Below are 21,011 nucleotides of genomic sequence, written 5' to 3'. Positions count from 1 at the left end.
AAGGTATTGTGACCGCATGGAACAAACCGACCGCGTAGCCCGCATCCAGGCCGACTGGCGTCGTGAGCGGCCCGACGTCGACGTCACCCCGCAAGGGGTGATCGGCCGACTGCACCGCCTCGCCGACCGGCTCACCGAGGAGCTCTGCCTCGTCTACGGCGACTACGGCCTGAGCGAGGGGGAGTTCGACGTCCTGTGCGCCCTGCGCCGCGCCGGCGAGCCCTACGAACGGGCGCCCGGCGAGCTCGCCGCACACACCATGGTCACCACCGGAGCGATGACGAAGCGGATCGACCGCCTGGAGCGCGCCGGACTCGTCACCCGCCGACGCGCCGACGACGACCAGCGGGGCCGGATCGTCGCCCTCACCAGGCCCGGCCGCGATCTGATCGACCGGGCCTTCACCGACCACATGCGCAACGAACGCCGACTCCTGGACCTGCTGGCACCCGGCGAGGCCGAGACTCTCGAAACGCTCCTCACGACCTGGCTCGCCCGGGTGGAATCCCCCGGCGGTCAGGAGGGCGCGCGCACCGACTGACGGATGACCAACTGGGTGCTGAGCACCACGTGGTCGTCGCCCGCGATCCGGTCCTCACGCTCCAGCGCCAGCCGGACGGCCGTGCGCCCGAGTTCCTCGTACGGCACCCGGACCGTGGTCAGCGGCGGCGTCAGGTCGGTGGCGAACGGCACGTCGTCGAAGCCCACCACCGAGACGTCACCCGGCACGTCGAGACCGGCCTCGCGCAGCGCGGCCAGCGCGCCCAGCGCCACCATGTCGGAGGCGGCGAACACCGCGTCGAACTCCAGCCGGGCGCGCAGCGCGTCACGCGTGCGCACATAGCCCGAGGACCGCGTGTACGTCCCGGACGTGTCGAGGTCCTCGACATGCTCGGCGGCATGCGCCCGCAGTGCGTCCCGGTAGCCCGACCGGCGCTGGTCCGAGCTGGTGAGCCCCAGCTCACCCCCGAGGAACAGGATGCGCCGGTGCCCGGCGGTCAGTAGATGCGCCGCGGCCTGGAAGGCGCCGCCGCGGTTGTCGTAGTCCACGACGGTCACCGGCAGTCCGGGGGCGACCGGCGGGCGGCCGACCAGCACGAGCCTGGACCCCGCGGCGTCCAGGGCCTGCGCGTACCCGGCCATCCGGGCGGTGTACGCCTCGTCCGGTGTCACGCCCCCGACGAGCAGGACCGCGGCCGCGTGCTGCTCGCGCATGAGCTGCACCAGGTCGTCCTCGCGGGCGGTGTCGTCGTGCGTGGCGCACACCAGGCTCAACCGGCCCCGGACGGCCGCCTCCTGCTCCACCCCGGCGGCGACATGGGCGAGGGACGGGCCGGTGATGTCCTTGACGACCAGGGCGACAGGGCCCGCGACCCGGCCGGAGAGCGCCTTGGCGTGCACGTTGACCACGTAGTGCAGCGACTCGACCGCCGCCATGACACGGGTCCGCGTCTCGTCGGAGACCGGGTAGTTCCCGGCGAGCGTACGGGAAACGGTTGCCACCGAGACGCCCGCTCTGGCCGCGACGTCGCGGATCGTGCTGGGCCTGTCCTGAGGGGCCCGCTTGGCGCGTTTCCGTCTCCCGGAACCCTCCGCCGTGGGGTTCGTGCGCGTGCTGTTTCCCTCGTCCGTCACGGCTCGACGCTACTGCACGCAGGGTGTCTTGCGGCATCGGACGGCGGGCAACTACCGTGATCGCGCAGTAAACGTTTTCTCCGTCTTTGATGTCGCCGGGAGCCGCGCCATGACCCTCACCCACCTGCGATGGGGAAGCGACGCACTGTCCCTGCTCATCCGCCTCGACTCCACCGGCCCCGCCCGCCTCCTGGCCGTGGACGAGGCGGCCGCCCTGCCCGACCCGGTGCGCGATCCCGAGCTCTGTGCCCTGCTCGCCCACCGAGCGCTGCCCCTGGTCGAGATCCAGACGACGGACGGCGGACGCCTGGGCACCTCGGGCAAACGGCATGTGGACGGAGCCCTCTCCCGCGCCCTGCGCTGCACCGGCCACGACGAGGACGACACCGAGGGGGTGCGCACTCTGCGGATACGGATGGCCGACGAGACGACCGGAGTCCGTGTCACGGCCCGGTACCGGCTGCGCGACGGCATCCCTGTGCTGCACACCGAGGCACGGGTCGAGAACGCCGGCGAGAGCCCGGTGAGCCTGGAGTACGTGTCCTCCTTCGCCCTGTCCAACCTCGCCCGCGACCTGCCGGCAGGCCGGCACTGGGAGGACGGCCTGTCCCTGTGGCTGGCGGCGAACCCCTGGAGCGGCGAGTTCCGTTGGACGCGGGCGACACTCGCGGAACGCGGGTTGTACGACGTCGGCATGGTCGCGTACGGCCAGACCGGTTCGAAGAACCGCATCGCCGTCACCAGCACGGGTTCCTGGTCCTCGTCCGAGCACCTTCCCATGGGCTGCCTGGAGGAGACAGGCACCGGCCGCGCCCTGCTGTGGCAGATCGAGCACAACGGCTCCTGGCACGCCGAACTCGCGGACCGCTTCGACGACTTGTATCTGACCCTGGCCGGTCCGACCGACCGCGAACACCAGTGGCGCCGCCGTCTGGAGCCCGGAGAGTCCTTCCGCACGGTCCCGGCCGCACTCGCCTTCGTCGCCCAAGGCGGCTTCCAGGCCGCGGTCCGGGCCATGACCGGCCACCGCCGCGCCACCCGCCGCACCCACCCCGACCTCGCACAACTTCCCGTCGTCTTCAACGACTTCATGAACAGCCTGATGGGCGAACCCAGCACCGGGGCACTGCTGCCACTGATCGACGCCGCCTCGGAGGCGGGCGCCGAGGTCTTCTGTATCGACGCGGGCTGGTTCGACGCCGAACCGCCCGGCACCGTCGGCCCGGGCGGAGTCCCCGGCTGGTGGAACGCGGTGGGGGAGTGGCAGGAGGCCAGGTCCCGCTTCCCCGGCGGGCTGTCGGAGGTCCTCGACCGGATCCGTGCCCGGGGTATGACGCCTGGCCTGTGGCTGGAGCCCGAGGTCGTCGGCGTGCGCAGCCCGGTCGCGGCCGCCCTGCCCGACGAGGCGTTCTTCCGCCGGGACGGCGTCCGCGTGGCCGAGTGGGGCCGTCACCAGCTCGACCTGAGCCATCCGGCAGCCCGCGCCCAACTCGACGCCGTGGTGGACCGGTTGGTGCGGGACTACGGAGTCGGCTATCTGAAGCTCGACTACAACATCGACATCGGCGCGGGCACCGACGGCCCGGACGGGACCCGCAGCCCCGGCGACGGACTCCTCGGCCACAACCGTGCCTACCTCGACTGGCTCGACGGCGTCCTCGACCGCCACCCCGGCCTGGTGCTGGAGAGCTGTGCGGCGGGCGGCAGCCGTACCGACCACGCGATCCTGTCCCGGCTGTCCGTCCACTCGGTCACCGACCAGCAGGACTTCCGTCTGATCCCCGCGGTGGCGGCCGCCGCACCCACGGCCGTCACCCCGGAGCAGGCCGCGATCTGGGCGTACCCGCAGCCTGAGCACACCGACGCCGAACTCGGCATGGTCCTGGTGTCGGCGCTGCTCGGCCGCGTCCATCTCAGCGGCCGCCCGGACCTCCTGGACAAGGAGCGGATGGCGTTGGTGCGCGAGGCGTTGGCGACGTACAAGACCTACCGCCACCTCCTGCCCACCTCCCACGCCCACTGGCCGCTGGGTCTGCCGGGCTGGCGGGACGGCCGGCTCGCCCTCGCGCTGACCGCCGAGGACGGAACGACCCTCCTTGCGCTGTGGCGGCGCGACGGGGCACCCGAGTCGGTGACGGTGCCCTCGGTCGCCCGCCGGCCGCGGGTGCTGTTCGAGGCGGGTGAACCCGCGCGACTGGAGTGGAACGAGGACGACCGCGCTCTGCGGGTGAGTCTGCCGGCCGAGCGGTCCGCTGTCCTGATCACCTTCTGACGCCGATGGCCCTGTCGTCGGGACGGCAGGGCCATCGCCGGTCGGTCAACGCCTGCACAGCACCACGGTCGTGCCGGGCTTCACGTGCAACGCGGCGTTCCCGCTCACCTTCGCGCCGGTCGCCAGGTTTCTCGACGCGCCGAAACCCTTCGTGCTGAAGGTGTGGGTGCGGTCCTCCGAGGTGTTCATGGCGATCAGATACGGGCCGTACACACACCGGTAGAAGGAGGCCCGTCCGGCGTACGGGCTCTCCACGCCCGGCGCCCGCTCCGGGACGTCGTCCGGAGCCTTGGCCAGCGGGAGCACCTGCCCGGCGAACGCCTGCTGCAAGGTGTCGCCGGGCGGCATGAAGCCGCCGTCCGGGATGGCGAGGTCGTTCACGGTGAACTCCCAGTTCACCCAGTCGGGTTCGGTGAAGGTCCGCCCGTCCGCGACGTACTTGACGTCCTGCCAGACCGTCGCCGACCGCTCGATGCCCTCGGCCGTGATGTGGTGGACGCGGGCGAGGCGGTTGACGCCCCAGCGGGCCCGCCAGTACAGGCACGCGTACAGGATCTCGTCGCCGTGCTTGACCGCGACCAGGCCGTTCTCCTCGTCCGCGAAGACGAAGTCCGGCGCCCCCGGCGTCATGGGGAGCCGCGCTCCGCTGCCGGAGGCCGTGCTGATGTACGCGTAGTCGTCGGCGGTGCTCAGGAGGTTGAGGTTGGTCCGGGCGGAGACCGTCGCCGCGTGGGTGTCCGCGAGGGACTGGAAGGCCTGGCCGTCGGTGAGGGACTGCCGCGCGTACGAGGTGAGGTCCGGGTCCTTGATCTGCGCGGCCATCTTCAGTGCGTGGCCGTCCCACTTGGCGTCCTGGTCGTAGGCGACCTTGCCCGGGTACTCGTTGTCCCGCCATCCGACGACGGTCTCCAGACGCATGGCCCGGTAACCGTCACGGTCCACGGACGGATGACGGAAGACCGCGCGCGCCTTGGCCATCTTGACCAGGTGGTCGCGGAGCGTGCGGTCCTCGACGCCGCCGATGCCGGTCACCGCGTCGTACACGAACGACAGCCACTCCTGGAGCTCGCCGTAACTGCCCGCGTAGCCCAGCTCCTTGGAGATGCCCTTCTTGGTGACCTGGTGGTACGAGCCGCCCAGCGGCCTGGTCGGGGTGCCGTCCGCGGTCTCCGGGCCGAGCCAGGGGACCAGGCCGACGGACTGGTAGATGTAGTCCCGGGCCTTCTTCTCGCCCCAGGCATCCTTCGAGCCGAGACAGCTCAGGCCGCGGTCGGCGAGGTAGAGGCCGATCGCGCAGATGATCGCCTGGTTGGTGTACTGCGGGAAGTTCTGCCGCCAGTACTCGCGGCTGTCCAGCAGCATCTTCGCCCAGGCGTCCCTGCGCAGCACGGGCGCGTACGACGAGCCGGCCGGCTCGGTCACGGTCAGGTCGTCGAACCAGGCGGTGCCCGCTCCCGACAGCCGTACGCTGACGGTGACCTGAGTGGCCGAGGCGGGTGTGGTGAGCGTGGCGGTGAGGTGCTCCCAGTCGTGGGTGCCGGCCGAGGCGTACACCTTGTTGTCCGTGCCGACAACCGTGCCGCTCGCGTCGTGGAACAGGATGTCCAGGTAGGCGCTGTCGGTGCCGGCGCCCTCCGTCCTGGTCCAGGCGCCGTAGGTGTAACCGCCCTGGTCCACCGGGATCTTGGCCGAGGTGCTGAACCCGACCGTGCCGGCGCTCGGGATGGTCACCTTCGCCGAGGCGTGGCCGGTCCGGTACACGGTGGTGTCCCGTGAGGCGGTGCCGCTGCCGGACCAGGTTGTCGCCTTCCAGCCGGTGGTGCCGAACTCGAAGCCCGGATTGGTGAGTCCGTACGGCGATCCGAGGACCGGCTCGTCCAGGAGTGGCGTCAGTTCGTCGGCGAGGGCGAGCAGGACCAGGCCCGACCGGCCCAGGCCCATCCACTGCTGGCTGGAGCCGGTCATCACCGTGGAGTCGGCGAGGTACTTCCCGTAGACGCCGTCCAGACTGCGGGCGATCTGAGGTGGTACGGCAACGTTGTCATACGCGGCGGTCGCCGGCATGCGGTAGGCGCGGGCGAGGAAGTCCAGGTACCACAGGTCGAGTTGGGCGCTGGTGCGGGAGGCCTCGGACGCGGCCCGGGTGAGGATGCGGTCGTTGATCGTGCCGACGATCTCGGCGCCGGGGGAGGTGCGCGCGGCCGGGGCGGGCAGGGTGCCGGTGATGTCGTCGGCGGCCGGGTCGAAGTGCGGGGCGCTGTGTGTGTAGAGGCGGTAGACCGTGCGGCTCGGGCCTTCCATGGCCTTGTAGTAGGCCTCGGCCGTGGCCGCGTAGCCGGCGATGCGGCCCGTCGAGCGGATCTCCAGGGCTATCGACTCCTTGCCCGTCGTGAGGTTCAGCGGCAGCGGGAGGGTGTGGAAGAAGAACCGGTCCGGGGTGCGCGGGTCGTCGCTCGCGATGTCCAGGGGGTCGACGGCGCCCAGGTGGTAGTGGCCGACCTGCTTGCCCTCGGCGAAGAGCTGGAGCCGGCCGAGGGCCGCGCCGCTGTCCGAGCCCCACAGTTTGACGGTGACGTAGGTGGGGCCCTTGGGCCGGCATGCCAGTGTCGCGGACAGCGTGCCGCCCCAGAAACCCGCCGTCTGCGGGGCGTTGAGGATGCGCGCCACCTGGTCGAGGCCGCCGGTGACCACGTCGGAGCGGGTGGTGGTCAGTCCGTGGGCGGACTCCGAGGCGCTGTCGCCGAGGACCAGGGTGTCGAGCGGTCCCGTGCCGGTCCGTGCGGTCCCGGCGCCGGCTTCGACCTCGGCCGCCTGGGCGGAGCCGCCCTGCCACAGCCATCCGGCGGCCGCGGTTCCCGCGGCCAGTTTGAGGAGGGATCTGCGGTGGAGGGATTCGGGCATGGCGGCGGTCCTCTCGGCTGTGCGGGGAGAAAGCGATGCGTTTAGTAAACGTATTCCACGCTAGTGACGGGGATCTGGAGCGGTCAATGGCCGTGCAGCTGTGAAAACCTGGGCAGCCGAAGCGGACCCCAGGGCGGGATCCCGCGTCTGTGGGCAAACGGTTACTGGCCTACGCGATCAGACCGTGACGACCAACTTGCCCCGCGGATGCCCCTTCTCCAGGTGGCGTACGGCGTCGGCCGCCTCGGCCAGGGGATAGGCGCGGTCGATGACCGGAGTGATGGCGCCCGTCTCGACGAGGGCCTTGAGGGTGAGGAGGTCCTGCTGCCGGGTGACCGCGAACACCGGTCGCAGGCGCTGCCCGACGAAGGCGGAGAGGACCAGACCGCGGACCCACCGGTCCAGGCCGCCGAGCACGGGGCCCGCGTCCTCGCCGCCGACGAAGACGGCGGTGCCGCGCGGGGCGAGGATACGGCGCAGCCGGGAGAGGGAACGGTTGCCGGCGGCGTCGACGATCAGGTCGTAGCGGACGGGCCGGTCGGTGATGTCCTCGTGGGTGTAGTCGGCGACGTCGGTGGCGCCGAGCGAGCGGACCAGGTCGGCCGCCGTGGGGCCGCAGACGCCGGTGACCTGGGCGCCGTAGTGCGCCGCGAGCTGGACGGCGTACGTGCCCACCCCGCCCGACGCGCCGATGACGAGGACCTTCTGCCCTGGTCGGGGGCGCGCCACGTCGAGGGCCTGGAGGGCGGTGACGCCGGACACGGGCAGGACGGCGGCCTGCTCGAAGGAGAGACTCGCGGGCTTGGCGGCGAGCTGTTCGGCCTTGCCGCGCGCGTATTCGGCGAAGGAGCCGTCGCACTGGCCGAAGACCTCGTCGCCGGGCTTGAACGCGGTCACCTGGGCGCCCACGGCCTCGACACGTCCGGCGGCGTCCCAGCCGCGCACGGTGTGGGCGGGGCGGCGCAGCCCGAGCTGAGGACTGAGCCGGGCGATGTAGGGCCGTCCGGTCATCAGGTGCCAGACGCTCGGGTCGACGCCGGCGGCCCGCACCTCGACGAGCACCTCGTCGTCGCGGGGCACGGGACGGTCGATGTCCCGCAGGTGCAGTGTGTCGGTGGAGCCGTAGGCGTTCTGGACGATGGCCTTCACAGGGGCTCTCCTTGACCGCCGATTGGTCGGGATTCCCTGGGATCGTCGCGGTGAACCGTGCCGCCGGCCAGTGCTCGGGGTAGGACTGCGTCAGGAGTCGAGGAGAGGGTGGACGCGATGCGCAGGATTCCTGTCCGGGCCGTCCAGGTGGTCGGAGTGCTCGCCGCGGTGGTGGTCGCGCTGTGGCTGGCGACCTTGCTCGTCAAGAACTTCTGAGGCAGGGCCCCCGCACGAACTGCCGTGGCTGCGAGGGCCCTTGGAGAGTGCCGCCGCACTACTGCTGAGCGCCGCCCCGTCGGCGTACGACGAGGACGACCGCCCCGGCCACGAGCAGCACCGCCGCCGCGATGCCGATCCACGCGCCCGTGGACAGGCCGCTGTCCTCGTCCTGCTCGGTGTCGGCCGCCTGCGGAGTGGGGGAGACGCGGCTCTCCGTGGCGGTGGGTGTCGGCGTCGGGGTCGGCGACGTGCTCGGCGTGGGGCTGACCGTGGTCGCGCCCGGCGCGGCCGCTTTGAGCTCGAGGACCGGGGCCTCGTTGCCGTGCCCGTGTCCGTGTCCGTCGTCGGACTCGCCCAGTTCGATCCAGCGGTCGACCTTGCCGTCGCTGTAGGTCTGGAGCGTCTTGAACACCAGCTCCTTCGCGTCGGGCAGCTGCCGTACGACGACCGAGTGCTCGGCGTCGCCACCGACCTTCACGGCCGGACCCTTGACGGTGTAACCGTCGTCCGTGGTGGCGAACTTCCAGCCCTCGGGGCCGTCCTCGTACGTCACGTCGGACGGGGTGATGCCCTTGGGCAGGATCACCCGGAGCTGGGTGATGCCGGCGCTCGCCGACTCCGACTCGGCGGTGAAGGTGAGCTCGACGTCCTGGGCGAGGGCCTGTGCGCCGTCGGCCTCGACCTCCACATGGGCGGTGGCCGGAACGGCGGTGAGCAGGACGGCGGTTGCCGCGGCCGCGGAGGCGACGGCGAGGCGGCGGGTGGTGCGGGACATGGGTGTCTCCAGGCAGGGGGGTTCGCCGGGGCGGCCGGAACAGGCCTCCCGGCTGGGTCAGTTGACTTCAGCCGACCCGGACGCGGGAGGACCGCGCCGTATCACCGCATACGAGAGCACCGGACCGGTGGCCGCGGACCATCCGGTCTCCATCGGCACGAGAACCGGCGGCCAGAGCCGCACGGCCGTCCGAGGCCGTGTGAACAACGTACGCGCGGCGGCGACATGGGCGCGCGCCGCGCCGAGCACCGCGGCCACGCCACGCGCGAGGGTCCAGCAGGCCGCGTCCGCGCGGTGCAGCAGCACCGCGACGAGTACGGCGGCCACGGCATGGGCCGCCGCCATGGTCACGGAGTCGTACGAGGCCGGGTGGGCGCCCTGCATGTGGTGACCGTGCTGGTGGGCGGAGGGCTGTGGGTGCGCGCCGAGTGTCAGCCACAGGTGCAGCCCGGACTGGCCTACGACACTGCAGGCCACGACCGTTCCCATCCGCCGGGGACGGCGGACGCCGACCAGCCCCAGACCGAAGAGTGCGGCGGCCACGGCCGAGCCCCGCGCCCACGGTACGGCGCCCTCGGCGGCCAGATGGTGGGCGCTCACCCCCAGCACCGTGCCGACGACGGCGAACACCGCGGCCCGCAGGACGGGCAGGGGCGCTGGACGGTGCGTGGCGGGTGGGTGCATGACCTGCTCATCTTGGGCCATGGGTTGCCCGGTGCGCAGGCCGGTCGGCAAATGAGACGGACGCCTCGGACCTGTCAGGGCGTCACAGTTTGAAGACCACACCGCGCCACGTCCATCCCGCGCCGAGGACCGCAGCGCGCAGCGGATCCTTGAGGTCCGCGGGATCGAAGCGGAACACCTCCGTCTTGTGCATCCGGCCGTCGTCCCCGCGCTCGTAGGTCCACTGCCGGCTGACCGCGGAGACCTGCCCGCGGGAGTACTCGCGCGAGATGGCCAGCCGGGGCGTGTCCCCGACCCAGGTGACCTGCCACTGCTCGTCGACCGCCCGCACCTCCTGGTCGTCCGGGACCAGGCGCATCCGCGTCCTGAGGGTCGACGTGAGCTGGGATCGGGCGAAGAAGGTGTGCCAGGCGGGTTCCTCGATCCGCCACTCCGCGACCAGGTCGGCACGCTCGTCGGGCCGGGCGTTGCGCACGACGTACGGCACGTCAGGCTTGTTGACGGCGAGCAGTGCGGCCCGGACCTCCTCGGCGGAACGCGGCGCGATGCCGCTGTCGGGGTGGCGCGTGCCGGTCAGCTTGTCGAAAAGGCCCATCAGGTCAACTTACGGACGGGCGGCGGGAATCGGCAAACCTGGTCGGCGGGGAGCATCGCGTGGGACTATGCGATACGGTACGTCTCGTCTTGTTTGATGGGTGTGAGGAGCGCAGACATGGAACGCATGGTCGATGTGGCCCCCGGTGTGCGTCTGTGGGTGGAGGATCGCGGCGCGGTCGGCGCGCCCCCGCTGCTGATGATCATGGGTGCGCAGGCGTCGGGGCTGGGGTGGCCCGACGAACTGGTCGACGCGCTCGGCACCCACCATCACGTCATCCGCTACGACCACCGGGACACCGGCCGCTCGACCTGGCGCTTCGACGAACAGCCCTACCCGCTCACCCGACTCGCGGAAGATGCCGTCACGCTCCTGGACCGGCTCGGTGTCGAACGCGCCCACGTCGTCGGTATGTCACTGGGCGGCATGCTCACCCAACTCCTCGTCGCCGATCACCCCGACCGGCTCCTCAGCGCCACACTGATCGGCACCGCCGCCCTCAGCACCATCCCCTACGTGAGTTCGGACGGAACCCGCACCCCGCCGGAGGAGCTTCCCGGAGTGGCCCCGCATCTCCTGGAGTTGTGGTCCCGCCCGGCGGGGGACCGGGGCCCGGAGGCCGAGTTGGAACGCCGGGTCGAGCACTGGCGGGCCCTGGGCGGTGACCAGCTGCCCTTCGACGCCGCATACGCCCGCGCGCTGGAACAGAAGATCATCGAGCACACCGGCCACCACGCCACCAGCACCGCACACGCCCGTGCCGACACCTCCGGCATGGACCGCACCGAACCGCTCGCCCGCACCGACGTCCCCACCCTGGTCATCTCCGCCCCGGCCGAACCCGTCGCCCCACCCCCGCACGCCCACCACCTCGCCCAGGCGATCCACGGCGCCCGCCTCGTCGAGATCCCCGGCATGGGCCACGCCCTCCCACCCCAGGTCCACGCCCCGCTCGCCGAGGCGATCCTGGAGCACACGGCGAAGGGCTGATCAGAGCGCGGCCGAATCCCGCCGCTGCCCGGGCCAGAGATCGACGTAGGCCGCATCCATGAACTCGACCTGCGCCCGGTGCGGTGCGGCCGCGTCGACGGCAGGGCTCCGGGAGGCCTCGGTGAGCCGCGCGGCGAAACGACAGGCGGCGCCACGCAACGGCTCGGTGCGGGCGGTCAGGTCCAGCTCGGCGTGGGCGAGCCACAGCTCCTCGACCAGTCCTTCGGGCGGGTCATCCCCGTCGCTGGGGGCCGGCGCCGCCTTCCTCACCTGGAGCGGGACGCCCAGGAACTTCAGGATCACGCCCTTGAGCTCGGCGCGATGTGCGGCCGACTCCTGGCCCTGCACCTGGCGTGCGTTCCCGCGCGAGACCAGGTACTGGCCGAACAGGGTGCCTGCCGCGCCCAACGCGACGCCCGCCAAGGACAGCACGGCCGGTCCCGAAGTGGTCCGAGATCCCATGGCCGCAGTCCGGCAACAGTGATTTCGCTACAAGTTCCGAAATTATTCGGGGCCGACCTCGCCACGTGGCCGAAACACATCCTTCGTAGCGTCGCTGTCAGCGGCACGGATTCCACCCGACTCGTGGGATCCACCGCGCCGAATTGGCTACTTCCCCCGAAAATCCCACCGCTGTCCGCAGCGTTCCCAGCGCTGCCCTGAGACAGGAGGCTTTCGTGCCCAACCTCACCCGACGCGGTGCCCTGCGGCTGACCGCCGGTATGGCTCTCGGTTGCGCCCTTCCCCTGGCGGGCTGCGGGCGCAATGACGACAGCGCGGCGACCGGCAGTGCCGAGCGCGTGGACGACTCCCCGGCCAAGGGCACGGTGACCGTCTGGGCCGCTCAGGGCGACGCCGATGTGCTGGACAAGGTCATCAAGCCGTTCAAGACCGCCAACCCCGACGTCACCGTGAAGTTCACCCTGATCCCGAACGCCGACTACTACACCAAACTGCAGTCGGCGGTCGCGGCGGGCAAGGGGCCCGACATCGCCCAGTTCTTCCCCGAGTCGCAGGCCCAGTTCCTCGACCCGTCGATCCTCCGGCCGGTGCCGGGCGGCCTCGTCGACCCGAACAGCTTCTTCAAGAGCCTCTGGGACGCGGGCGTCGTCGACGACGTGGCCTACACGGTGCCCTGGTACGCCTACACGTACGCCCTCGTGTACCGCTCCGATCTGGCCAAGAAGGCGGGCGTCGCGGCGCCGACCACGTGGGACGAGATGGTGCCGTTCTTCAAGGCCCTCCAAAGCGCCGGCGCCCAGCACGGACTCGCGGCCGACATCGGGTGGGACATCTTCAACGGCCAGGACGTCGCGATGTACGCATGGCAGGCGGGCGGTTCGCTGCTCTCCTCCGGCGGGAAGTGGACAGTCGACACCCCGGCGATGATCGACGCGCTCGAGTACAACGCGTCGTTCTTCTCCTCGGGCGTCGCCGACACCGCGACGCCCACCTTCCTCGACGCGCAGCCGTACTTCGTCAGCGGGAAGACCGCCACGATGATCACCGGCCCGTGGGTGGTCGGCCAGCTCGACACCGCCGCGAAGAAGGACGGCTGGACCGTGTCCCACGTCGCCACCGCGCCCCTGCCGGCCGGGTCCTCGGGCAGCGTCTCCTTCTCCGCCGGCGGCAGCTGGGGTGTCCTCGCGGGCAGTGGCAACGCCGACGCCTCGTGGAAGCTCGTCCGGCACATGGCGCAGCCCAGCACCCAGATCGCGCAGTACAAGGCGTACAGCTCGCTGCCCGCGGTGGTCTCCGCCTGGGACGACTCCGCGATCAAGGGGCAGCCGCTTCTCGACGCCTTCCTCACTCAGCTCAAGAACACCCGGACGTTCCCGCAGGTCAGCACCTGGCAGCAGGTCGCGACCCGGATCGGCAAGGAGATGGAGGCCGTCGCCAGGGGCACGTCGACCGCGGAGAAGGCCGCCGCGGACATCCAGTCGTACGCCGACAGCCTCGGCACGGGTGCGAAGTGAGCCGCCCATGACCACCACCCCTGTCCTGGGCACCCGCCGTCGCGCCCGTCGTACCGCCGTCGCCTGGCTGTTCCTCGCGCCGTTCGCCGTGGTGTTCCTGGTCTACACGGCCGTCCCCACCGTCGCCGCGCTCGGCTTCAGCCTCACCGATCTGCGGGGCACGGACCTCAGGCATCCGTTCGCGGTCGACTTCACCGGCCTGGACAACTTCGTCCGGCTGTTCCAGGACGACAGCTTCCTGCGCGACATCCTGAACACCGCCCTGTTCGTGGCCGTCGGCGTGCCGCTGACCATGCTGATCGGCTTCGCCCTGGCCGTGGCGCTGAACTCCGGCATCCGCCGCCTGCGCGGCACCTTCCGCACGCTCTTCTTCGCGCCGGTCGTCACCAACGTCGTGGCGGTCGCCCTGATCTGGCAGTACGCCTTCTACGCCGACGGCACCGTCAACAGAGGGCTCGGCGCCGTCGGCCTCGCCGGACCGAACTGGCTGGACGACCCGAACCTCGCCATGCCCGTGGTCATCCTGCTCGGCGTCTGGCGCAACTTCGGCACCGCGATGGTGCTGTTCCTCGCCGGTCTGCAGGCCGTCCCGGACGACGTGTACGAGGCCGCCTCCCTCGACGGGGCAGGAAAATGGCGGCAGTTGAGGCACATCACCCTTCCGCTGCTGCTGCCCACCACCTTGATGGTGTCGGTGCTGCTGACCGTCTTCTACCTCCAGGTCTTCGACGAGCCCTACCTGCTCACGGACGGCGGCCCGCTCGGCTCCACCGAGTCCGTGGCGCTGTACACCTACCACCAGTTCGGCGCCGGCGAGTTCGGGATGTCCTCGGCCGCGTCCTTCGTGATGCTCGTCCTGGTGGCCCTGGTGAGTCTTGTCCAGTTCCGACTGCTGAGGCCCCGCACATGACCGCTCTCGCCGCGTCGCGGAACACGTCAACCACCACCGACCGTCTCGCCCCGCGCCGCCGGCCCGTGGCCCGACCACTGCTGTACGGCGCGCTGGTGCTGTGCGCGCTGCTCACGACGCTGCCCTTCTTCTGGGTGGTCAGCGGCTCGCTGCGCAGCCTCGACGAGATCCGCTCCGACCCCGGTGCCTGGCTCCCGGACCACGTCACCTTCGACAACTTCCTGCGGCTGTTCCGCACCGAGGGTTTCGGTCAGTTCATGGTCAACAGCGTCGTCGTCGCGGCCATCGTCGTGGTCGGCAACATCGTCGCGGCGTCGGCCGCCGGATACGCGCTCGCCAAGCTCGACTTCGCGGGCAAGCGGCTCGCGTTCGGCGCGGTCATGGCGGCGATGATGGTGCCGTTCACCGCGGTGTTCGTCACCCAGTTCGTGATCACCGTCGACCTCGGTCTCGCGGACACCCTCACCGGGATCGCCCTGCCCGGCGTGGCGATGCCGCTGTCCGTGTTCATCATGCGGCAGTACGCGATGTCGATCCCCGACGAACTCCTCGAAGCGGCCCGGATCGACGGCGCCGGCGAGTTCCGCATCTTCTTCAGGATCTTCCTCCCACTGGCAGGCCCCGCCGTCGCGACGATCACGATCATGTCGTTCCTCGCCTCGTGGAACAACTTCATCTGGCCGCTCATCGTCGCCCAGAGCATGGACACCTACACCCTGCCGGTGGGCCTCGCGGCCACCAGCCAGGCGGCCGCCAACGTCAAGGACTACGGCCTGCTCCTCGCCGGTGCGATCGTCGTGATGCTGCCGGTGCTGCTGCTCTTCCTCTTCCTGCAGCGCTACTTCGTACAGGGCATCTCGGGAACGGGAATGCGGTGAGCGTGATGAACTCCCTCGACGCGCCGGGCGAGCCGGTCACCGTGCACGCTCCCGCCGGCACCATCACCGGTCGCCGCCACCGTCAGATACACCGATTCCTCGGCATCCCCTACGCCCAACCACCCACCGGCGCGCGGCGGTTCGCCGCACCCGTCCCACGCGGACGGTTCCATGAGCCGTACGACGCGTCCCGGCACGGCCCGACCGCCCAGCGCGTGCCGCTGTTCGCCACGACCACCGTGCCCGAGCCGTCGGTGCCGGGAGACGATGTGCTGAACCTGGGCGTCGTCGCCCCGGCAGCGGACGACGACCGCGGACCCTTCCCGGTCATGGTGTGGATCCACGGGGGCGGGTTCCTCGCGGGGAGTCCGGCCGGCCCCTGGTACGACGGCCGTGCCTTCGCCCGCGACGGCGTCGTCTGCGTCACCGCCGGCTACCGGCTCGGCGTCGACGGATTCGCCGTACTGGACGACGTCCCCACCAACCTGGGGCTGCGGGATCTGCTGCTCGCCCTCGACTGGGTACGGGAGAACATCGCCGCCTTCGGTGGTGATCCGGACCGGGTGACCGTCGCCGGGCAGTCGGCCGGGGGCGCGGCGGTGCTCGCGCTGCTCTCCTCGCCGGCCGGCCGTGGCCGCTTCCGGCGGGCGGTCAGTCTGTCGGGCGGGTTCTTCGAACCACGCGCGGTACGCGCGTTCCTCGGGCGACTGGGGGAGGAGCTCGGTGTGCCCGCGACGCGAACCGGATTCGGCACCCGCAGCGTGGCGGACCTCCAGCGGGCCGTCCTCGACCTGCGGGACGAGGGAGGCGACGATGGGCCCGTGCTGGGCCCGTTCGCCGGCGACGACATCCTGCCGGTACCGGTCGCCCAGGGTCTCGCCGTGCACGGGCACGACGTACCGCTGCTGCTCGGCGCGACGGGGGACGAGTTCGACAGCGGCCCAGGTCCCGTTCAAGGAGCCCGTGCGGCAGGCACCCGCCGCACCGACGCCCTGTTCCGCGCCGCTTGCCCGCGGGCCGCGGCCGCCCGTCGCGCCGCCCGCGCCGGAACCTGGCTGTACTCCTTCGAATGGCCCTCGCCCGTGCTCGGCGGTGCCGCGCACTGTGTCGACATCCCGTACTTCTTCGACGTACTCGACGCGGCCGGGATCGCCGAGGCCCTCGGCATCGACCCGCCCCAGAACCTGGCCACTTCCATGCACGCCGACCTGGTCGCGTTCCTCCACGGCGAGGAACCGGACTGGGCGCGCGCGACCGGGGCGCCCGGTGATCCGGCGCGCGAGTACGGCCGTACCGGCGCACCGCTGGTGGCCGACACCACGGGCGTGTTCGATCCCGTCGTGGGGCCGCTGCCCGAGGAGGCGGCGACGTGCTGATGTCGGGGATGAACCAGAGCGCCGTGCGACGCGTCAACACCTCGGTCGTCCTGCGTGCGCTGGCGGTGTCGGCCGGGCCGACGACGCTCACCGCGCTGGCCGATCAGGCCGGTCTGTCCCGCCGTACCATCGAACTCATCCTGGACTCGCTCGTCGAGGCCGGCTGGGTGGCGGAGCTCGACCGGGTCCCGGTCAGCGGCTCGGCCGGCAGACCCGCCCGGCGGTACGAACTACGCGCCGAACACGCCCTGTTGGCGGCCGTGTGCATCACCACCTCGGGCGCGTCCGCGGTCGTCGCCGATGTGCGCGGACGCATTCTCGGCAGGGCGCAGGGGCCGCTGCGCGCCTACCAGGACCCGCACGCCACCCTCGACGACGCGGCGGCGCTGGTCCTCCGGGCGCTCGACGACGCGGGCGGATCGGTGGACCGGCTGCGCGCCGGAGCGGTCGCGGGCGGCGGCGCCATCGACGACGAGGGAGTCGTACGGCGGCTGGTGCACACGAGGCACTGGGAAGGTGTGCACCTGCCCGAGGAGCTCGAACGGCGTATCCCGATGCCGTGGTTCGCGGACAACGACACCAACCTCGGTGCGCTCGCGGAGCGTTGGCGGGGCGTGGCCGGCGACCACGACAACGTCGTCTGGGCGATCCTCGGGAACCGCACCGGTCTCGGCATCCTCATACGCGGCGCCGTGCACCGCGGTCTCGACGGCGCGGCGGGCGAGATCGTCGAGGCACGGTCGATACCGACGGCCTCGGTCGAGAACCATCCGGTGGCCTGGCTGAGTTCACCGGAACCGGCGCAGCGGGCCGTCGCCCTCGCCCGCTGCGAGGCCGCCAGGGCGGGTGAGGCGTCCGCACTCGCGGAGGTCGACGAGTTCGTGGAGAACATGGCGTCGATCCTCACCATCCTGTCGTGGACGGTCGCCCCCTCGCTCATCGTGCTCGGCGGCGGTCTGGAGGACGCGGCCGACGTGCTGCTGCCCCGGGTGCGGGAGGCGATGCGCGACGCCCGCGCCCCCGGGATCGAACTGCGCGCCACCGTCCTGGGCCGCGACGCGGCCCTGGTCGGCGCCGTGAAACTGGCCCTCGACCGCATGGACACCGAACTGTTCGGCCCGCTCGTCCCACGCGCTTGACCCACATCCCCGCAACTCGCCCCCCACCCGCACCCGTGTCACAACACATGGAGTCTCACCTTGACCGACACCCCCCGCACCGACGTCCTCGTCGTGGGCAGCGGCATCATGGGATCCGTGGTGGCCCGGCAGCTGCGCGACAGCGATCCGGCGCTGGACATCACCATGGTGGACGGCGGCAGCACGATCGGCGCGGCTCCCGGCCTGCACCTGCACGACCTCGACGACCCGGACCTGTGGGCGCGCTACAACGAACGCGTCGCCACCGGCATCCAGGGCATGTACACCGGCGCCGAGGTGGTGCGCGAGATCGCGGGCAGCCTCGCCGAACTGACGCCCGGCATGTTCCACGCCCTGGCCTTCGGCGAGGACACCGAGGCGATGCCCCAGGCGGCGCTCGCGTGGAACGCGGGCGGCATGGGCGTCCACTGGACCGCCGCGACCCCCTGGCCCGCAGGGGAGGAGGTGTTCGACTTCGGCGACCCGGTCGGCTGGGCGAGGGACCTGGACACCGCGCGCCAAATCCTCGCCGTCACGCCCGCCGCGATCGGCCCGACCGAGGTCGGCAGCCGAGTCCTCGACGTCCTGCGCCGACGCTTCGACGGCACGGGACCGCACGACCGGCGACCACAGCCGATGCCCATGGCCGTCACCCCGACCGCATCGGGCCCCATGCCCCGCACGGCTCCCGGGACGATCTTCCCCACTCTCGCGACCGGCGGCGACCCCTCCTTCACCCTTCTGACCGGCACGCTCGCGACCGCCCTCCTCGTCACGGACGGCCGGGTCACCGGCGCCCGGCTGCGGAGCGTCGCCGACGGCGCAGAGTCCGAACTCCACGCCGACACCGTGGTGGTGTGCGCCGATGCCCTGCGCACTCCGCAACTGCTGTTCGCCTCGGGCATCCGGCCCCCCGCGCTCGGCCGCCGGCTCAACGAACACGCGTTCATCACCGCCCGCGTCCTGCTCGACCTCGACCGGTTCGGCATCGGCCTCGACGCCCTGCCGCTGCCACGCCCCGGCGAGTTCAGCACCGACTCGCTCTGGCTGCCGCACAACGGGTCGGCCCAGCCGTTCCACGGCCAGATCATGAACCGCACGTACGTCGACGGCGGCGGCCGCCGACTTGCCCACTCCGTCGGCCTGTCGCTGTACGCCCCCGTCGAGTCCCGCCCCGAGAACCGGCTGGTGTTCTCCGACACCGAGACCGACCTCGCCGGAATGCCCCGGATCACCGTCGAGTTCGGCTACTCCGACGCCGACCGCACACTGATCGACCGAGCCCTGGCCGAAGTCCGGTCGCTGGCCGAGGAGTTCGGCCCCTTCGACCCGGCGACCGAGAGCGCGCTGCTCCCGCCCGGCTCGTCCCTGCACCAGACCGGCACCGTCCGCTCCGGCACGGACGACGACGGCACCAGCGTGTGCGACCCGGACGGCAGGGTGTGGGGCTACGACAACCTGTACCTCGCCGGAAACGGTGTCATCCCCACCGCGATGGCCGCCAACGTCACCCTGACCGGCGCGGTGACCGCGATCCGCGCCGCCCGCGCGGTATCCGTACGCAACACAGCACTCGCCGCCCACTGACAGGAAGCCCCCACCGTGATCGACATCGCCAAGCAGTACCACGTGGCCCTGCCGGCCTGGATCGACGACGAACTGGCCGACGTGCCCGCGGTGATCCCCGGCCGTGACGACCGGATGCGTCTGGTCCACCGACTCGCCGACCGCAACTGGCGTGAGGGCAACGGCGGTCCGTTCGCGGCGCTCGTCGCCGAACAGGACACCGGCCGGATCGTCTCGGTCGGCGTGAACGTCGTCCTCGCCTCAGGTGTCTCCAGCGCCCACGCCGAGGTCGTCGCACTCGGCCTGGCCCAGACGGCGACCGGCGGCTGGGACCTCGGCGGCGAGGGGCTCCCCCTTCACGAGCTGGTCGTCAACTGGCGTCCCTGCATCCAGTGTTACGGCGCCACCATGTGGTCCGGCGTGCGCGGACTCGTCGTCGCCGGCGAGGGCCCGGAACTGGAGGAGATCACCACGTTCGACGAGGGCCCGCTCGGCGCGGACTGGGCCGAGCAGTTCGAGGCGCGCGGCATCGAGGTCGTGGGAGACGTGCTCCGGGACGAGGCTCTCGCTGTGTTCCGCGACTACCGCAAGGCCGTCGACGCGGCCGACGGCGTCGTCGTCTACAACGCCCGCGGAGGTGCCGAATGACGACGCCGCGTTTCGCGACCGACATCATCACCTTCTACCACCCGGACTTCTGGGGACTCGCCTCGGCGGACGCCGTACGCGAGCGGGCCCAGGCACACCCGGAGCTGTTCTGGGCACGGGTCATGGACGCCCTGGTCGACGCCGGTGTCACCGGCGTCGAGCTGACCTTCGCCCCCGGCGACATCGACTCCGCCCTGCGCGCCTTCGGCAGCGCCCCCGCGTTCCGCGGCGAGCTCGCGGCGCGGGGCCTGTCCGTCGTGAGCGCGTTCATCGCGGGCAGCGACGCCCCCGACTGGCGGCACGGCGACAACCTGCCCGCGATCGTCGCCGACGCCGAACGCCGGGCGGCCTTCCTCGCCGAGGCCGGCGGCGAACTCCTCGTCGCCGGGCTGCCGATGCGTACGACGTACGGGACCCAGCCGCCGTTCTTCGTCGACGCCTCCTACATGACCCGCATGGCCGACATCGCGCACGTGGTCGGCGAGGCCGTCGCCCGGCACGGCGTGAAGCTCGCCTTCCACACGGAGTCCCACAGCACGCTCTGGTACGAGCGGGACATCGACCTGTTCATGGCCCTGACCGACCCGCGCTACGTCTGGCTGTGCCCCGACTCCTGCCACATCGCTCTCGGCGGCGGCGACCCGGTGGCCGTCGCCCGCCGCCACGCCCCGCGGATCGCGCTGGCCCACTGGAAGGACGCGATACGCCCGATCGACGTCCACCTCACCATCGACGACACGATCTACGCCCAACAGCAGCCGTACATGACCGAACTCGGCAACGGCATCGTGGACTGGGCGGGCTGGGCCGCGGCGATGTCCCGTACACCGGGTGCCGGCACGGTGTTGATCGAGCTGGACGAGGCGGCCGATCCCGTGGCCGCGCTCCGGGCGGGAACGGCCGTGGCGAAGGCCGCTCGGAGCGCGAGCGCCTAGCATGGGTGGATGTCCCTGAACCTCTTCGCAGGCATTGCGGTCAGCGACTACACGGCGGCGCTGGCCTGGTACGAACGACTCTTCGGCACCGCACCGGCGTTCTTCCCGAACGACACGGAAGCCGTCTGGGAGCTGGCGGAACACCGGTACATCTGCATCGAGCACCTCCCCGCCCGTGCCGGCAACGCCCTCCACACCCTCTTCGTCGACGACCTCGACACCCGTGTCGCCGGCATCGCCGGCCGGGGTCTGGAACCCACGAGGCGCGAGACCTACTCCAACGGCGTCCGCAAGATCACCTACCACGACCCGGACGGCAACGAGATCGGGCTCGGGGGCGGTCCCGCGACGACGTAGTGCGCG

General features: G+C 71.5%; 19 protein-coding genes. 12 read left to right on the top strand and 7 right to left on the bottom strand.

Going from position 1 to position 21,011, the window contains the following annotated elements:
• Positions 1–16 precede the first annotated feature (16 nt).
• On the top strand, positions 17–541 hold the full coding sequence (locus tag ACWD3I_RS32210; protein WP_365411580.1) for a MarR family winged helix-turn-helix transcriptional regulator: 525 nt from the start codon (positions 17–19) through the stop codon (positions 539–541).
• Here the strand turns inward: ACWD3I_RS32210 and ACWD3I_RS32205 are convergent.
• Entirely contained in the window at positions 517–1,635 is a 1,119-nt protein-coding gene (locus ACWD3I_RS32205; protein WP_451084237.1) for a LacI family DNA-binding transcriptional regulator, read from the bottom strand. The genes ACWD3I_RS32210 and ACWD3I_RS32205 overlap by 25 nt on opposite strands.
• 109 nt (positions 1,636–1,744) lie before the next feature.
• On the opposite strand from ACWD3I_RS32205, the gene ACWD3I_RS32200 reads away from it, so the two are divergent.
• Positions 1,745–3,907, top strand: coding sequence for a glycoside hydrolase family 36 protein (locus ACWD3I_RS32200; RefSeq protein WP_365411577.1), 2,163 nt, complete (start codon positions 1,745–1,747; stop codon positions 3,905–3,907).
• Between the two features lie 45 nt (positions 3,908–3,952).
• On the opposite strand, the gene ACWD3I_RS32195 is transcribed toward ACWD3I_RS32200, so the two are convergent.
• The 5 genes from ACWD3I_RS32195 to ACWD3I_RS32175 form a co-directional block, all read right to left on the bottom strand.
• Positions 3,953–6,808, bottom strand: coding sequence for a carbohydrate binding domain-containing protein (locus ACWD3I_RS32195; protein ID WP_365411574.1), 2,856 nt, complete (start codon positions 6,806–6,808; stop codon positions 3,953–3,955).
• Positions 6,809–6,985: 177 nt separating this feature from the next.
• Positions 6,986–7,957, bottom strand: a complete 972-nt coding sequence (locus ACWD3I_RS32190; protein WP_365411572.1) for an NAD(P)-dependent alcohol dehydrogenase — start codon at positions 7,955–7,957, stop codon at positions 6,986–6,988.
• Between the two features lie 274 nt (positions 7,958–8,231).
• Entirely contained in the window at positions 8,232–8,951 is a 720-nt protein-coding gene (locus tag ACWD3I_RS32185; RefSeq protein ID WP_365411569.1) for a DUF1775 domain-containing protein, read from the bottom strand.
• 57 nt (positions 8,952–9,008) lie between these two features.
• A complete protein-coding gene (locus ACWD3I_RS32180; RefSeq protein WP_365411566.1) occupies positions 9,009–9,635 on the bottom strand; it encodes a hypothetical protein in 627 nt (208 codons plus the stop codon).
• 82 nt (positions 9,636–9,717) lie between these two features.
• Complete coding sequence (locus tag ACWD3I_RS32175; RefSeq protein ID WP_365411563.1) at positions 9,718–10,230, bottom strand: hypothetical protein; 513 nt, start codon at positions 10,228–10,230, stop codon at positions 9,718–9,720.
• 117 nt (positions 10,231–10,347) lie between these two features.
• On the opposite strand from ACWD3I_RS32175, the gene ACWD3I_RS32170 reads away from it, so the two are divergent.
• A complete protein-coding gene (locus ACWD3I_RS32170) occupies positions 10,348–11,220 on the top strand; it encodes an alpha/beta fold hydrolase (RefSeq protein WP_365411560.1) in 873 nt (290 codons plus the stop codon).
• Here ACWD3I_RS32170 and ACWD3I_RS32165 read toward each other — a convergent pair whose 3' ends face one another.
• Positions 11,221–11,682, bottom strand: coding sequence for a hypothetical protein (locus ACWD3I_RS32165; protein WP_365411557.1), 462 nt, complete (start codon positions 11,680–11,682; stop codon positions 11,221–11,223).
• A gap of 215 nt (positions 11,683–11,897) precedes the next feature.
• On the opposite strand from ACWD3I_RS32165, the gene ACWD3I_RS32160 reads away from it, so the two are divergent.
• Genes ACWD3I_RS32160 through ACWD3I_RS32120 form a run of 9 tightly spaced genes read left to right on the top strand, consistent with a single transcriptional unit; the run spans position 11,898 to position 21,005 of the window.
• The gene (locus ACWD3I_RS32160; RefSeq protein WP_365411554.1) at positions 11,898–13,196 is read left to right on the top strand and encodes an extracellular solute-binding protein; all 1,299 of its coding nucleotides are present in this window, start codon (positions 11,898–11,900) and stop codon (positions 13,194–13,196) included.
• A 7-nt stretch (positions 13,197–13,203) separates the two neighbouring features.
• Positions 13,204–14,106, top strand: coding sequence for a carbohydrate ABC transporter permease (locus ACWD3I_RS32155; protein ID WP_365411551.1), 903 nt, complete (start codon positions 13,204–13,206; stop codon positions 14,104–14,106).
• On the top strand, positions 14,103–14,984 hold the full coding sequence (locus ACWD3I_RS32150) for a carbohydrate ABC transporter permease (protein WP_365411548.1): 882 nt from the start codon (positions 14,103–14,105) through the stop codon (positions 14,982–14,984). Before ACWD3I_RS32155 ends, ACWD3I_RS32150 begins: the two co-directional genes overlap by 4 nt.
• A 5-nt stretch (positions 14,985–14,989) precedes the next feature.
• Complete coding sequence (locus ACWD3I_RS32145) at positions 14,990–16,360, top strand: carboxylesterase family protein (protein ID WP_451084236.1); 1,371 nt, start codon at positions 14,990–14,992, stop codon at positions 16,358–16,360.
• Complete coding sequence (locus ACWD3I_RS32140) at positions 16,354–17,499, top strand: ROK family transcriptional regulator (RefSeq protein ID WP_365414060.1); 1,146 nt, start codon at positions 16,354–16,356, stop codon at positions 17,497–17,499. Before ACWD3I_RS32145 ends, ACWD3I_RS32140 begins: the two co-directional genes overlap by 7 nt.
• Before the next feature lie 60 nt (positions 17,500–17,559).
• Positions 17,560–19,086, top strand: a complete 1,527-nt coding sequence (locus ACWD3I_RS32135) for a GMC oxidoreductase (RefSeq protein ID WP_365414058.1) — start codon at positions 17,560–17,562, stop codon at positions 19,084–19,086.
• A gap of 15 nt (positions 19,087–19,101) precedes the next feature.
• Entirely contained in the window at positions 19,102–19,713 is a 612-nt protein-coding gene (locus ACWD3I_RS32130) for a nucleoside deaminase (RefSeq protein ID WP_451084235.1), read from the top strand.
• Complete coding sequence (locus ACWD3I_RS32125; RefSeq protein ID WP_365412974.1) at positions 19,710–20,648, top strand: sugar phosphate isomerase/epimerase family protein; 939 nt, start codon at positions 19,710–19,712, stop codon at positions 20,646–20,648. Before ACWD3I_RS32130 ends, ACWD3I_RS32125 begins: the two co-directional genes overlap by 4 nt.
• Before the next feature lie 9 nt (positions 20,649–20,657).
• The gene (locus tag ACWD3I_RS32120; protein WP_365412976.1) at positions 20,658–21,005 is read left to right on the top strand and encodes a VOC family protein; all 348 of its coding nucleotides are present in this window, start codon (positions 20,658–20,660) and stop codon (positions 21,003–21,005) included.
• The last annotated feature ends 6 nt before the right edge of the window (positions 21,006–21,011 follow it).

This window comes from Streptomyces sp. NPDC002817 (assembly GCF_053592055.1).
Note: the sequence above shows the minus strand (reverse complement) of the source record. Positions and strands in the feature narration are given on the sequence as shown.

What these genes read in the sequence shown, in the direction of transcription:
- ACWD3I_RS32185 (WP_365411569.1), bottom strand. Translation starts at nt 8,951, where the DNA reads ATGTCCCGCACCACCCGCCGCCTCGCCGTCGCCTCCGCGGCCGCGGCA.
- ACWD3I_RS32145 (WP_451084236.1), top strand. Translation starts at nt 14,990, where the DNA reads ATGAACTCCCTCGACGCGCCGGGCGAGCCGGTCACCGTGCACGCTCCC.
- ACWD3I_RS32195 (WP_365411574.1), bottom strand. Translation starts at nt 6,808, where the DNA reads ATGCCCGAATCCCTCCACCGCAGATCCCTCCTCAAACTGGCCGCGGGA.
- ACWD3I_RS32150 (WP_365411548.1), top strand. Translation starts at nt 14,103, where the DNA reads ATGACCGCTCTCGCCGCGTCGCGGAACACGTCAACCACCACCGACCGT.
- ACWD3I_RS32155 (WP_365411551.1), top strand. Translation starts at nt 13,204, where the DNA reads ATGACCACCACCCCTGTCCTGGGCACCCGCCGTCGCGCCCGTCGTACC.
- ACWD3I_RS32120 (WP_365412976.1), top strand. Translation starts at nt 20,658, where the DNA reads ATGTCCCTGAACCTCTTCGCAGGCATTGCGGTCAGCGACTACACGGCG.
- ACWD3I_RS32210 (WP_365411580.1), top strand. Translation starts at nt 17, where the DNA reads ATGGAACAAACCGACCGCGTAGCCCGCATCCAGGCCGACTGGCGTCGT.
- ACWD3I_RS32165 (WP_365411557.1), bottom strand. Translation starts at nt 11,682, where the DNA reads ATGGGATCTCGGACCACTTCGGGACCGGCCGTGCTGTCCTTGGCGGGC.
- ACWD3I_RS32180 (WP_365411566.1), bottom strand. Translation starts at nt 9,635, where the DNA reads ATGCACCCACCCGCCACGCACCGTCCAGCGCCCCTGCCCGTCCTGCGG.
- ACWD3I_RS32175 (WP_365411563.1), bottom strand. Translation starts at nt 10,230, where the DNA reads ATGGGCCTTTTCGACAAGCTGACCGGCACGCGCCACCCCGACAGCGGC.
- ACWD3I_RS32125 (WP_365412974.1), top strand. Translation starts at nt 19,710, where the DNA reads ATGACGACGCCGCGTTTCGCGACCGACATCATCACCTTCTACCACCCG.
- ACWD3I_RS32200 (WP_365411577.1), top strand. Translation starts at nt 1,745, where the DNA reads ATGACCCTCACCCACCTGCGATGGGGAAGCGACGCACTGTCCCTGCTC.
- ACWD3I_RS32170 (WP_365411560.1), top strand. Translation starts at nt 10,348, where the DNA reads ATGGAACGCATGGTCGATGTGGCCCCCGGTGTGCGTCTGTGGGTGGAG.